The 13,959-nt window shown below is 44.5% G+C and carries 11 protein-coding genes; 7 read left to right on the top strand and 4 right to left on the bottom strand.

The features are described from left to right. Nucleotides 1-66: 66 nt before the first annotated feature. Complete coding sequence (gene rarD / locus HKI82_RS18545; protein ID WP_171138835.1) at nucleotides 67-984, bottom strand: EamA family transporter RarD; 918 nt, start codon at nucleotides 982-984, stop codon at nucleotides 67-69. A gap of 313 nt (nucleotides 985-1,297) precedes the next feature. Between rarD and recQ the strand changes: the two genes are divergently transcribed. Both recQ and HKI82_RS18535 read left to right on the top strand, forming a co-directional pair. Beyond that, nucleotides 1,298-3,133, top strand: coding sequence for an ATP-dependent DNA helicase RecQ (recQ, locus tag HKI82_RS18540; RefSeq protein WP_171138833.1), 1,836 nt, complete (start codon nucleotides 1,298-1,300; stop codon nucleotides 3,131-3,133). Continuing rightward, complete coding sequence (locus HKI82_RS18535; RefSeq protein WP_171138832.1) at nucleotides 3,126-3,428, top strand: DUF3630 family protein; 303 nt, start codon at nucleotides 3,126-3,128, stop codon at nucleotides 3,426-3,428. Before recQ ends, HKI82_RS18535 begins: the two co-directional genes overlap by 8 nt. Before the next feature lie 40 nt (nucleotides 3,429-3,468). Here HKI82_RS18535 and HKI82_RS18530 read toward each other — a convergent pair whose 3' ends face one another. Continuing rightward, nucleotides 3,469-5,298, bottom strand: a complete 1,830-nt coding sequence (locus tag HKI82_RS18530) for an ABC transporter ATP-binding protein (protein ID WP_171138830.1) — start codon at nucleotides 5,296-5,298, stop codon at nucleotides 3,469-3,471. Between the two features lie 138 nt (nucleotides 5,299-5,436). Here HKI82_RS18530 and HKI82_RS18525 point away from each other — a divergent pair, with 138 nt between their 5' ends. The 4 genes from HKI82_RS18525 (at nucleotide 5,437) to fhuB (ending at nucleotide 11,346) form a co-directional block, all read left to right on the top strand. Further along, nucleotides 5,437-7,569: a TonB-dependent siderophore receptor gene (locus HKI82_RS18525; RefSeq protein ID WP_102942886.1), complete on the top strand. Its 2,133-nt coding sequence runs from the start codon at nucleotides 5,437-5,439 to the stop codon at nucleotides 7,567-7,569. A gap of 104 nt (nucleotides 7,570-7,673) precedes the next feature. Further along, complete coding sequence (locus HKI82_RS18520) at nucleotides 7,674-8,459, top strand: ABC transporter ATP-binding protein (RefSeq protein ID WP_171138829.1); 786 nt, start codon at nucleotides 7,674-7,676, stop codon at nucleotides 8,457-8,459. Then, nucleotides 8,450-9,382 (top strand): iron-siderophore ABC transporter substrate-binding protein, encoded by a 933-nt coding sequence (locus HKI82_RS18515; protein ID WP_102942865.1) that lies wholly within the window; start codon nucleotides 8,450-8,452, stop codon nucleotides 9,380-9,382. The genes HKI82_RS18520 and HKI82_RS18515 overlap by 10 nt, the downstream gene beginning before the upstream one ends. Then, the gene (gene fhuB, locus HKI82_RS18510) at nucleotides 9,379-11,346 is read left to right on the top strand and encodes a Fe(3+)-hydroxamate ABC transporter permease FhuB (RefSeq protein ID WP_171138828.1); all 1,968 of its coding nucleotides are present in this window, start codon (nucleotides 9,379-9,381) and stop codon (nucleotides 11,344-11,346) included. The genes HKI82_RS18515 and fhuB overlap by 4 nt, the downstream gene beginning before the upstream one ends. Before the next feature lie 27 nt (nucleotides 11,347-11,373). On the opposite strand, the gene HKI82_RS18505 is transcribed toward fhuB, so the two are convergent. Together HKI82_RS18505 and rsmD are read right to left on the bottom strand one after the other, a co-directional pair. Further along, nucleotides 11,374-11,640, bottom strand: coding sequence for a DUF1145 domain-containing protein (locus tag HKI82_RS18505; protein WP_042489753.1), 267 nt, complete (start codon nucleotides 11,638-11,640; stop codon nucleotides 11,374-11,376). Further along, entirely contained in the window at nucleotides 11,637-12,236 is a 600-nt protein-coding gene (rsmD, locus tag HKI82_RS18500; protein WP_102942868.1) for a 16S rRNA (guanine(966)-N(2))-methyltransferase RsmD, read from the bottom strand. Before rsmD ends, HKI82_RS18505 begins: the two co-directional genes overlap by 4 nt. A gap of 480 nt (nucleotides 12,237-12,716) precedes the next feature. On the opposite strand from rsmD, the gene ftsY reads away from it, so the two are divergent. Then, complete coding sequence (gene ftsY, locus HKI82_RS18495) at nucleotides 12,717-13,898, top strand: signal recognition particle-docking protein FtsY (protein WP_171138826.1); 1,182 nt, start codon at nucleotides 12,717-12,719, stop codon at nucleotides 13,896-13,898. The last annotated feature ends 61 nt before the right edge of the window (nucleotides 13,899-13,959 follow it).

Below are 13,959 nucleotides of genomic sequence, written 5' to 3'. Positions count from 1 at the left end.
TTGGCGAAATAAACAGCAATTCACCAAGCTTAACTAGTCGCTATAGGAATGTCTTGTAAAAAACGATCACTTAGCTGCAACAATTGTTGCTGGGCGCTTTCTGCCTTGGGTCAAACCGTCATAGCTGAACACCACTAACGCACCCCAGATGAAGGTGAAAGTGACGGCTTTATCGGTCGAGAATGCTTCTCCGTAAATCAGCACGGCCAACAAGAACATTAAACTTGGTCCTATGTACTGGAAAAATCCCAAGGTCGACAGTTTGAGCTTTGTCGCTGCACCGGTAAAACAGAGTAAAGGTAATGTAGTGACGATACCGGCACTGATCAGCAGTACATTAAGGTTAAGTTCGTTGTTAGACATTGAGCTGGTGGCCGAGTCGGCAAACCAAGCCAGATAAATCAAAGCAGCTGGTATCAGCACTAAGGTTTCAATAAACAGGCCTGTCTGACCGTTCACACTCACTTTTTTACGCAATAAGCCATAAAAAGCAAAACTGATGGCTAACGCAAACGCGACCACAGGTACAGAGCCGAAGACAACAATTTGAATCGCGACGCCAATTGCTGCCAGCGCTACAGCAAACCACTGAAGCTTACGTAATCGTTCACCGAGAAATAGCATGCCAAATACAACGTTGATCAGAGGGTTAATGTAATAGCCCAAGCTTGCGTCCAACATGTGGTTGGCATTGATTGCCCAGATGAAAATCAGCCAGTTGGCACCGATGAGTAGAGCGGTAGCAATCAGATATAACATCTTAGGTTTTGACTGGAAAATGCTGACAACGTTACGCCATTGGTGACTAAAATGGATGATTATCGCTAAAAAGAAAAACGACCAAATAACGCGATGGCTGAGGATTTCCAGAGCAGGAACGAAAGTAATAGTTTTAAAATAGATCGGTGCAATACCCCACATTGTGTAGGCACCGATAGCCAGTAATACGCCTTTTTTAGCGTTTGTTTGCTCTTCTGGAGTCATTGTTTATTCTCGATTGAGAGTTGTTCGATACCTAGTTATAAATGGCAGCATTTACCGAGGTATTACAGAATGTTTCGAAAGGAGTTTGCAGTATATACACAAAATACCCGACTGTGCAGCTAAGGAATTATCGACGGGTGAATTTTACTGCCCAGTCGGAGAACCTCTGATTTGTCGAACTTTTCTTGCGGCGGTTTCGAGTTCACCATTTTCTTATACATTTAGCGGTTTTATTCACCGTTAAACGTCTCTACAATATCGGGCTAATTTGATGCTAACGCATCATAGGATTTACCCATCACTGAGAGCTTGCATGACTGCCACTTTAATTGCTGAACACTCTGAGTCACCGTTGACTGCGACAGATGTCCTGCGTGACGTATTCGGCTATCAATCTTTCAGAGAAGGTCAGCAAGAAGTTATTGATACAGCGATTGAAGGCAATGACAGCCTAGTGATCATGCCAACCGGTGGTGGTAAGTCTCTCTGTTATCAGATCCCAGCTTTGGTCCGTTCGGGTGTGACTGTGGTGATTTCACCACTGATTTCATTGATGAAAGACCAAGTTGACCAGTTGAAAGCTAACGGTGTGTCAGCGGAATGCGTTAACTCGACGCAAACTCGTGAAGAGCTGATCAGTGTTTACAACCGTATACATGCGGGGCAGGTGAAGCTGATTTATGTGTCACCGGAGCGTGTGCTCACCAACGAATTTATCGAGCGTTTACACAACATTCCACTGTCGATGATTGCAGTGGATGAAGCGCACTGTATCTCTCAGTGGGGGCATGACTTCCGCCCTGAATATGCATTGCTAGGGCAGTTAAAGCAGCTATTTCCACATGTGCCGATTATGGCGCTGACTGCAACCGCTGACGACGCGACTCGTAGCGATATCCTGCACCGCCTTAATCTGACTGAACCTCATATCTATCTGGGCAGTTTTGACCGTCCAAATATCCGCTATACCCTAGTTGAAAAGCACAAGCCGGTTTCTCAAGTCATCCGTTATTTGGGGACGCAAAAAGGGCAGTGTGGAATCATCTATTGCGGCAGCCGCAAGAAAGTGGAAATGCTGACCGAAAAACTGTGCAACAACCACATTCGCGCTGCCAGCTACCACGCTGGGTTAGAAGTGGACGAGCGTGTCTACGTGCAAGAAGCCTTTCAGCGTGATGATATTCAGATTGTTGTCGCTACAGTGGCGTTTGGTATGGGTATCAACAAACCGAACGTCCGTTTCGTGGTTCACTTTGATATTCCAAGAAATATCGAGTCTTACTATCAGGAGACAGGTCGAGCTGGTCGTGATGGTTTACCTGCAGAAGCGATGATGCTTTACGATCCTGCCGACATTTCTTGGCTTCGTCGTATGTTGGACGAGAAAGATGAAGGGCCGCAAAAGCAGGTTGAAACCCATAAACTGACCGCGATGAGTAACTTTGCTGAAGCGCAGACGTGTCGTCGCCAAGTTTTGCTTAATTATTTTGGTGAATATCGTGAAAAGCCTTGCGGTAACTGCGATATTTGCCTTGATCCGCCAAAGCATTTTGACGCGACAGATGAAGCGCGCAAGGCGTTGTCGTGTGTTTATCGTATCAACCAAAATTTCGGTATTGGTTATGCGGTTGAAGTGCTGCGTGGCATGCAAAATATCCGCGTGCGCGAAAATGGTCACGATAAAATCTCTACTTACGGTATTGGGCGAGACCACAGCCACGATTACTGGGTGAGTATATTCCGTCAGTTGATACACAAAGGCATGCTGTATCAAAACATCACTCGAAATTCGACACTGCAACTGACAGAAGAAGCGCGCCCATTGTTGCGAGGTGATATGACGTTAGAACTTGCGGTTCCTCGTCTCGATACTGCTGTTCGCGCGGCTAAATCCGATAAGCTATCGAGCAAAAATTACGATAAGAAGCTGTTTGCGAAATTACGTAAGCTGCGTAAATCCATTGCGGATGAAGATGGTTTGCCACCTTACGTGGTGTTCAGTGACGCAACTTTGATTGATATGGCGGAGATTTTGCCAACTTCTTACGGTGAAATGTTGGCAGTCAACGGTGTTGGTCAGCGCAAGCTAGAAAAGTATGCCGACCCATTCTTAGATTTGATTCAGGAGCATTTAACCCACCATGGTTGAGTTCGGTTTAAAGGAATATCTGGCACAGGAAGGTCGACTGATTGTTCAAACTCAGGCGTTTGAGTTTGATAGTTTTCCTGCTTTGGGTGAGCGTTTACTTACTTTGTTGTCTGCTAGCGCAGTAGAGAAGCAACAAGATGCCGATCTGCATTCATGGCTGATTGATTTCGAAGGCAGTCGTTTGATGCTGCGCGCTGAGCACTACAGTGAATGTGTGTGGCTAGAAGCGTTGGGCGAAGGTCAGAGCAAAGAAGAACTGGATTTTATTGCCAGCTTATTAGCTCGCGGAATTTAAGATTTTAGTTCTCCCCCTCGAAGGAGGAGAACTAAGGCGATTATTCCTCGCCAATAAACCCACCAGTTTGGTGAGTCCACAACTGAGCATATACCCCATTTTGAGCAAGTAGCTCTTGGTGTGAGCCTTGCTCGATGATTTGACCTTTATCCATCACGATCAGGCGATCCATTGCTGCAATGGTCGATAGTCGGTGCGCGATGGCAATAACGGTTTTGCCTTCCATCAGCACTTCAAGGTTCTCTTGAATCGCAGATTCCACTTCTGAGTCCAATGCAGATGTTGCTTCATCCATAATCAAAATCGGTGCATTTTTCAGTAATACACGCGCGATAGCGATACGCTGACGCTGACCACCTGAAAGCTTCACGCCTCGTTCACCCACTTCCACATCGTAACCCGTGCGACCTTGTTCATCTTTTAAATCGATAATGAAATCATGAGCGTGTGCTTGCTTGGCTGCGCAGATAAGAGCTTCTTCATCAGCGTTTGGATCGCCATAAAGAATGTTTTCACGAATCGAACGGTGCAGAAGCGATGTATCTTGCGTGATCATACCGATTTGTTGACGCAGAGATTCCTGTGTCACCGCCGCTATGTTCTGACCATCAATAGAAATTGTGCCGGATTGCACGTCGTAGAAACGCAATAGCAAGTTAACTAAGCTCGATTTACCCGCACCTGAGCGTCCAACAATACCGACTTTCTCACCCGGTTTTAGATCCAGATTCAGCGATTGGAAGACAGGTTTATCTTCACTGTAATGGAAATCGACCTGATTAAACTCCACCTTGCCTTGTGTCACTGTCAGATCAGGCGCATTGGCTACGTCTTTGATTTCAACATCGCTGGAGATTGTGTTCATGCCATCCACGACCGTACCGATGTTTTCGAACAGCGCACTCACTTCCCACATGATCCACTTAGACATGCCCTGAACACGCAAAGCGATACTAATTGCAACTGCAATCACACCCACGGTAACGGCGTTATCTAACCAGAGATTGATAGAAAGCGCAGCGATAGAAAACAGCAACAAGTAGTTAATTGCGTCCACGCTAAATAGTAGGCACGTCACCATACGCATCTGTTTATAAACGGTTTTCAAAAACAGCTTCATGCTGCTTTCTGCATAATCCATTTCACGTTGCGAATGTGAAAACAGTTTTACTGTAGTGATATTGGTGTAACTGTCGACGATGCGACCTGTCATTACAGAGCGAGCGTCTGCTTGTTCGGTGGCAACTTGCTTCATCTTTGGAATGAAGTAGAGCTGAATGAGGATGTAGGTAATTAACCAAATCAAAATTGGCAGCATCAGCACCATATCCGATTCGCCCATCATCCAAATCATCGAAACAAAATAGACAGAGATATACACCAATACATCGACCATTTTCATCACGGTTTCACGTACTGAAAGGGCACTTTGCATCACTTTGGTGGCAACGCGCCCGGAGAAATCTTTCTGAAAGAAGCCGACGCTCTGTTTCAACATGTAGCGGTGTACTAACCAGCGGATCGACATCGGATAATTGCCGAGTAAAGTCTGATGCATGATGTTGGAGTGCAAAAACGCCAGTAACGGCATAACCAATGCGACAAGAATCGCCATCGACCAGAGGCGACCGCTTTGGTCTGCCCAAAAAGTCTCTGGTTTTTGATTGCTGAGAATATCAACCAGTTCACCCATATAACGCAGAAGCGTCACTTCAGCGATAGCAACACAGGCACTTAGAATCGACATGATCAGTAATGGCTTTTCAAAACCACGAGTGTAATGACGGCAAAAAGCAAACAAGGTTTTTGGCGGCTTTTGAGGCTCTTCTCTCGGAAATGCCTCGGTAAGTTTTTCAAACCATTGGAACATGTTTTATTTGACCTATATTAATGAAATTGAGATTGCTTCGCATTTGTACTTCCAATTATGGGAATTATCAGTAAAATGCTGATGCATAATAATGATAATCAAAACTATTCTCAAATATTTACAGCAGGGGTTCCACTCATGGTAGCGACACGCCCAACTAGACTCAGACAAGCAATCCGCACCGCGCTTTGTTTTAGCTTGGCTCCATTCTCACTTCTTACTAGTCAAAGCGTAATGGCAGAAGAGGTTGTTCAAAAAGATTCTCAAGCAGTAGAGACAATTGTAGTTACTGCTTCTGCACTTAAGGTTGATACGCCAGCGCAAGAAACGCCTCAATCTATCTCTGTGATTACACAAGAAGACCTTGAGCAAAAAAATGTTCAAAAGTTAGATGAAGCATTTCGCTATACCAGCGGTGTAGCAACTCAGGTTTATGGTTCAGACAATAACTCTGAATGGTTCCGTGTTCGTGGCTTTGAAGCTACTAGATACCTAGACGGTAACCGTTTGTATAAAGATGGCTATTACGCATGGGTCATTGAACCATTTGGCTTAGAGCAATTGGAACTGTTAAAAGGCCCATCGTCGATTCAGTTTGGTGAATCTTATCCAGGTGGTGTTGTAAACGCGGTACAAAAGAAACCAACAGATGCACCACAAGGCTCATTTAGTGCTTCTGTTGGTAATCTTGATAGCCGTCAGTTTAGCCTTGATGTGTCTGATTGGGCGAATGAAGATGGTTCTCAACGCTATCGCTTAGTCGCAACTTATAAAGGTGAAGATGGTGTTTTGGACTATACGGAAAATGAGCGTGTATATATTGCACCTAGTTATTCTATTGATTTCTCTGAAGATACATCTTTAACACTATTAGCCAGCTTTTTGAAAGATGATGGAACCCCTACAGGTGGCTTCTTCCCTGCCTACGGCACATATTTTGATACAGCCCAAGGTAAGATTTCTCCTTCAACAAACTATGGTGATCCTAGTTACGAAACAAATGAAGTTACTCAAGTTTCTCTAGGGTATTTGATTGAGCATCAAATAAATGATATTTGGGCTTTTAATCAGAATTTTAACTACGGATATCAGGATCTTAAGTTAATTAGTAGTACATATGGTTGGAGCTCAAATCTAAATACATCATTTGATAACTTGTCTCGTGACATTGTTTATGACGAAGGTGATGTTCACAGCCTTACTTTAGATAATAAATTTATGGCTAAATTTGATACTTCTAATGTTAGTCATACTCTTGTTGCTGGTGTGGATGCCCAATATTTCAGAAACAAATTTAAGCATCTAGATTCGTTTGGTGCTTGGGGCGGTGGTGCGTCGTTAAACGATGCATTCAATCCAAGTTATGGTGGTGAAACTCCTGATTTAAGTTCTGCTACTCAAAATAAACGCGAGAAGTCACAGCTTGGTCTTTATGCTCAATATCAAGCAGAGGTTTATCAAAATCTAATCGCTAACTTGGGTGCACGTTACGATTACGTAGATTTTGAGAATACAGCAGCTTCTACCGAAACATCAGGAAATGTTGATAACACAACATTTAACGCAGGCTTAATGTACTTGTCTGATATGGGATTATCTCCTTACATCAGCTATGCAGAAGCTTTCGAAGTATTAACTTCTATAGATTCGTCAACGGGTGAAGTTTATAAGCCTCAAAGAGGTAAGCAGTATGAAGTTGGTGTTAAATACACGCCAAGTTTTCTTAATGGATATATTAACTTAGCTTGGTTTGACTTAACTCAGGAAAACGCTCTAACTTCAGTGGGTAGCTATACGATTCAAAGCTCTGATACGGATGAAGTAGTATCTAGAGGTGTAGAAGTAGAATCTGTAATTCAAGCGACAGACGCTCTAAGAATCAGCGCAACTTATACTTATACTGATGCGAAAGAAGTCTCAAAAACCAAAGGTGAAATTGACGCTGTATTAATCCCAGAACAGCAAGCATCTTTATGGGTTGATTATAATGTGGCTTCGTTAAACTTACCTGAGCTAACGGTTGGTACCGGTGTTAGATATGTTGGTGAGTCAATTGGTTATCAATCATGGGGTAACTACGATGATAAATACATTGTAAGTAGTTATACCTTGGTGGACTTGATGGCTAAATATGACATTAGTAAACAGTGGCAAGCCCAAGTTAACGTAAGCAATGCTTTGGATAAAGAGTATTTAGCTTCATGTAACTCTGGTTACTGTTACTACGGTGATACTCAACGTATCACAGCAACGGTCAACTACAACTGGTAATCTTTTCAAACTCACTCTCTTAAGGGAGTGAGTTTTTTTGTTTGTTTTATTCCTGCTCCTGCAGGATTTGTTGTTTGAGAGTTCCCAGAATCAGGGAGAGAGAGATGTATCACTTACAAGGTGTTGAAATGGTACGAGGTGGGCGAACCATCTTGTCTGTGGATTCACTGAACATACCCACCAATGAGTTAACGGTTGTGCTCGGTCACAATGGCTCTGGTAAGTCTACTTTAGTCAGCCTTTTATCTGGCCAGCAAACGCCGGATAAAGGTCGAGTTGAACTAAATGGACAATCTCTCTCATCTTTAGCTGCAAAAGAATTGGCGAAATCCGTCGCATTTCTTCCGCAAAAGTTGCCTACCTCTGCGGGTTTAACGGTACGTGAATTGGTTCGTTTAGGGCGTTTCCCTTGGCGCGGTGCGTTAGGTCGCTGGAAAGCCGAAGATGAAACCATTATTGATGAGTCTATCGCCAAAACAGGTGTGACAGACTTTGCCAATACTCTAGCGGATGAACTGTCTGGAGGTGAGCGTCAAAGAGCTTGGGTTGCGATGTTGCTTGCGCAGCAATCGCCAGTTTTGATCCTTGATGAACCTACTTCGGCGCTAGATGTACACCATCAATACCAATTAATGGCTCTGCTTTCTGAACTCAACCAGACACAAGGATGTGGCATCATAGTGATTCTTCATGACCTGAATTTAGCTCTGCGTTATGCCACTCACATTGTCGCCCTTAAGCAAGGACGAATAGCTTTTGAAGGCGCTGCGGAATTGCTGCTTGATGAGCAGCGACTCTCAGAGCTTTACCATTCTCCTATTAAATTGATTGAACACCCGCAGCCAGTGGCTGAATCTAAAACCAATAAGGTCGCCATCGTATGTGCTTAAAAAGTTTGAAAAAGGCATGCCAAAGCCTCGCTGTTATTTCTGGTTTATTGCTTTCTTGTCAGGTACTAGCGGAGATTCATATTCAAGATAGTCGCGGTGAGCAGGTTTTCGCGCAATCTCCTCAACGTGTTGTGGTGTTGAACTGGGACTTGCTAGAACAGGTTATAGAACTTGATATCACCCCAGTCGGCGCGCCAAATTTACCGTCATATAATGAGTGGGTTGCTCAGCCTGCGCTCCCTGCTGGCGTTGAAGATATCGGTACTCGCGCCGAGCCTAATCTCGACAAAATTTCAGCGTTAAAACCGGATGTGATTATTGCAGCTTCGCCACAGAAGGATCTGATTCCGACTCTTGAAAGTATTGCTCCGGTTGTTTATCTGTCGAACTATGGTCAGCAAGACCAGTCAGCACAAGTGGCTATTGAGCAATTCAAAACATTGGCGGTGTTATTTGGTAAGCAAGAATTAGCACAGCAGAAGCTAGATGCAATGAGTGAGCGATTTAAGCAATTAAGCACATCGTTACATCAGGCATTTGGCGAAGAACTGCCATCGGTTGTCGCAATGCGTTTTGCCAGTAATACGTCGGTGTTTTTGTATGGTGACAACTCTGGCACTCAATACGTAATTGAACAGTTAGGCTTAAAAGCGGCGTTGCCTCAGCCTGCCACACCTTGGGGTATCGTTCAAAAACGCTTGAATGAATTACAGAACGTGAAAGATGGGTATGTGCTCTATATCTTGCCATTCCCAGAACAAGATAAGCTCAATAAATCGATGTTGTGGAAGGCGATGCCTTTTGTGCGCAGTGGTAAGGTTAATGCGGTTCGTACCGTATGGAGTTACGGTGGTGCCATGTCACTGCTTTACACGGCTGAAGCATTGACTGAAAGCTTGCTTGAGGTTGCGCCAAAGTCATGAGGTTTGGGAATTTAAACCTGCTTGGTTTATTTGTGTTGCTGGCGGCAGCGTTCAGTTTGCAGATCGGTAATGATCTCAGTTTGTCGATGCAGTGGAGCCTTGCAACGTTAGCTACTGAAGCGCAAGAGTTTGCGGACTTCAATTTTTTCTATGCTCAATTGCCAAGGGCGGCTATCACTATTCTCGTCGGAGCGATGCTCGGTCTAGTAGGTAGCCTAATGCAGCAGCTCACGCAAAACTCTCTGACTTCACCACTGACACTGGGCACCTCTTCTGGTGCTTGGCTGGCATTAATTGTCGTTAATATCTGGTTTCCGAATTTAATTGCCGATTACAGTGCGCTTGCTGCCATGGTCGGCGCATTGTGTGCATTCGGTGTGATTGTATTAATAACGGGTGTTAACAACATGACCGGTTTGCCTTTAGTGGTGTCTGGCATGGTTGTGAATATTCTCCTTGGCTCAATCGCTACTGCGATCATTTTGCTCAATGAACAATTCGCCCAAAACGTATTTATGTGGGGAGCTGGCGATTTAGCGCAGAATGGTTGGGAGTGGCTTGAGTGGTTACTTCCGCGTTTAGCTATTGCAATCCCATTGCTCATTGTAGCGCCCAGAATTCTCACCTTGATGAGATTAGGACATCAGGGTGCTGCTGCTCGTGGTCTGGCAGTGATTCCTGCGTTCTTGTTATTGATGGTTGCGGGCATTTGGCTGGTTTCAGCATCTATTACTGCGGTAGGTGTGATTGGCTTTATCGGTTTATTAACGCCAAACATTGCTCGTGCTATGGGGGCTAGAACGCCAAAGATGGAGCTTTATTCGAGCATGTTGCTTGGTGCATTGCTGTTGCTGTGTACTGACATGCTTTCTATGTGGCTCAGCTTATGGACGGCGGAAGTTGTTCCTAGTGGCATTACCACCGCAGCGATTGGTGCTCCGGCTTTAATTTGGTTTAGTCGACGTCAATTAAAAGCACAAGATACATTGGCTATCAGCTTGCCTCATCATCGCAGTAATGTGAGCAAACGAAGTGTGTTGATACTTGTTACTGCGTTTGCTTTCGCGATTGTTTTGCACGCTTTTCTTCAAGTAAGTGATAACAGCTGGAGCTGGATCATTCCAAGTGACTATCAATGGCAATTGCGTTGGCCGCGGGCTTTAACGGCGTTGTTTGCTGGCATTGGTTTGGCGATTGCAGGGACGATTCTGCAACGTTTGATTTATAACCCATTAGCGAGCCCAGACATTCTTGGTGTCTCTTCTGGTGCCACATTTGCCCTCGTGTTCTCCAGTTTGTTTCTTGGGCAATCAATGATGAGCACTAACTGGGCAACGGCTTTACTCGGCAGTGTGATTGTTTTGATTGCTCTGTTGGTGTTAGGTAAGCGCCATCTGTACGCTCCTTCTAGCCTAATCCTGACGGGTATTGCGATTACTGCATTGCTAGAAGCGCTGGTGCAGTTCTGCCTTTCAAAAGGCACGGCGGACAGTTATCAAATCTTGTTGTGGTTAGCAGGCTCAACTTATCGAGTCACTTCCTCACAAAGTCTCTACTTGGCTATTGGTGTGGTGGGGTTATCTTGCTTTGCTTTGTTGGCGTCACGCTGGCTAACTTTGATTTCTATTGGACGCAGCTTTGCCGGCGCACGAGGTTTAAGCCCACAAACGGCTAGTTTAGTTCTGCTCATCGTGGTCGCTCTATTGTGTGCGCTTGTGACAGCAACGATGGGACCAGTCTCTTTCGTTGGTTTAATCGCGCCACATATGGCGATGATGTTGGGAGCGCAGAAAGCAAAACAGCAACTATTGGTGGCAAGTTTAGTTGGCGGCTCGTTAATGCTATGGGCGGATTGGTTAGGGCAGGTAATGCTTTATCCAATGCAGATTGCGGCGGGAACCATAGTCGCAATTCTCGGCGGAAGTTATTTCTTGTTGCTGTTAGTTTTCAGTAGAACGAAATAAAAAGAAAAGAGCCCGTACGGGCTCTTGTTACATCATATGTTTACGGCGAATATCGAGCAGAGCGAAGATGCCGAAAATCAGTATTGACCATTTTTCCCAACTGCTGGTTTTTACTTTGTCACCAAATGCGCCAACAAAAATCAGCATTTGCAGACCATGCATCATGAACAGGAAGGCGGTCATGATGTAAAGCGCGATAGCTGCTTTACCGGGAAACGGCATAACAATATTGAGCAGCAGTACAAGCCAGACAAATGCAATCGCAGCTTTCGCTAATACTAATAGAGCTTTCATTCTGTAGTCCTTTCAAACAGTCGGTAACATACTTGGCCAGCACTTTTTTCTCGGTATAGCTGCCAGCTTTCTGGTAATTCAGGTAACGATAATTCTTTTTCGGTTTCTATGTAAATCATCGCGTTATCAGCAAGCCACCCATTCTGCTCCAGCAGTTGCAGCGTTTCATCTAACAAGCCTTTACGAAACGGAGGGTCGATGAATACCACATCAAAAGGTGATCCGTTTTGCTTCAGATAGGTTAAAGAGTCGGTATTAATTGCTTCGATGTTGGTTGCTTTTAACGTAGCAATATTGGTTTTTAACTGGTTGAAAGCTTGAGGGTTTAATTCCAACATAGTCACGCTTTCTGCCTGACGAGAAGCGCATTCAAAGCCTAAACCGCCAGAGCCTGCGAATAGGTCAAGGCATTTAGCATTCGGCACGTCTTGAGCAATCCAGTTAAATAGGGTTTCTTTGACTCTATCTGTGGTTGGGCGTAAGCCTTCAGCATCGTGAACGGGTAGTTTTCTTCCGCGCCATAAGCCGCTGATAATTCGAACTTGCCCACTTGGAGCACGATTTTGTGATGGGTTTTGTTGGCGACGTCTTACCATAGATTTTTTGACCGCTAATTAAGTGTTATTATACCCAAGTGACCTCAAGATGCTTGTTCAGCGAGAATTTATTCGCTCTTAGGCAAGGCACTGATTTGAAGACATAGTTATTCTACGTAGAAAATCAGTAACGCAGAATAGGAGCGAATAAAACTCGCCCTTTGGGAGCTCATCAACGAGCCCATTTCTGCGCTCAATAACGTTGAAAGGGAATGCCATTCCTACCGTTATTAAGCTTGCTCTGAACTCGTTGATGAAGCTCTGAATCCTGCATTGTGAGGTCACTTGGGTATATAGCCAACCTTTCAGTAATAATAGTTTTGCTGAAGATAAGCATTCATAAATATGGCAAAGTTTACCAAGTGAAGAAGAAAGTTATCACTGCTTTGTCATTTTTCTTTTCTTTTTAAGGATAATTCTTTAAGAAAAGAGTCATAGTTTAGAAAAATAATCAGACAAGAAAATCTAGGATATCCTCAGATGACGGAAAAAAAGAAGCGTGGCTTACTGTCATGGCTTGGCTTTGGTGATGAAGAACCGAGCCAAACAAAAGCAACCGAAGAGCAAGTAGAACAAACAGAACCAGAACAAGCGGTTGAAGAGCCGGTCGAGGAAGTCAAGACTGAAAAAGCAGAAGCAGAAGCAGAAGCAGAAGCAGAAGCAGAAGCAGAAGCAGAAGCAGTTGAAGACGAAGAACCTCAAGTTCAAGAGCCACGAATTCAAGAGCAGGAAAAGCCAACAGAAAGCTTTTTCGCACGCCTAAAACGCAGTTTAAGCCGCACTAAAGCCAACATTGGCGCAGGTTTCTTTGGTTTATTCAAAGGCAAAAAAATCGATAGTGATCTGTTTGAAGAATTAGAAGAACAGCTATTGATTGCGGATGTGGGTATGGATACCACACTGAAAATCATCGAAAACCTGACAGGAAAAGCATCTCGCCAGCAACTAAAAGATGGCGAAGCGCTGTACGATCTACTGAAAGGTGAGTTGGCAGAAATTCTGTCGACCGTTGAACAGCCTTTGGTTGTTGATACCGCAAAAACGCCGTACGTGATCTTAATGGTTGGTGTAAACGGTGTCGGTAAAACCACAACAATCGGTAAACTGGCTAAGCAGTTCCAGTCTCAAGGTAAGAAAGTGATGCTGGCTGCGGGTGACACATTCCGAGCAGCGGCTGTTGAACAGTTACAAGTATGGGGTGAGCGCAATAATGTTCCTGTTATTGCTCAACATACTGGCGCAGACAGTGCGTCCGTGATTTACGATGCGATTGAAGCTGCGAAAGCGCGTGGTGTGGATGTGGTTATCGCTGATACCGCAGGTCGTTTACAAAACAAATCCAACCTGATGGAAGAACTGCGTAAAATCGTTCGCGTAATGAAGAAAATCGACGATTCAGCGCCGCATGAAATCATGCTGACGTTGGATGCAGGTACTGGTCAAAATGCGATTAGCCAAGCGAAACTGTTTAGCGATGTTGCACCAATCACTGGTATTACTCTGACTAAACTGGATGGTACTGCAAAAGGCGGTGTGATTTTCGCGATTGCGGATCAGTTCCAAATTCCGATTCGCTTTATCGGTGTGGGCGAAGGCATTGAAGATCTGCGTCCATTCGAAACGCAAGAGTTCATCGACGCGCTGTTCAGTCGCGATGAGTAATAATCCCAAGTTCAACGAACAGTAACATACCCTAGAGAGATGCCCGTTTGGGTATCTCACT

Origin of the sequence: Vibrio plantisponsor (assembly GCF_013041605.1) — a bacterium.
GTDB classification, from domain to species: domain Bacteria; phylum Pseudomonadota; class Gammaproteobacteria; order Enterobacterales; family Vibrionaceae; genus Vibrio; species Vibrio plantisponsor.
This window is presented reverse-complemented; position numbering and strand designations above follow the sequence as displayed.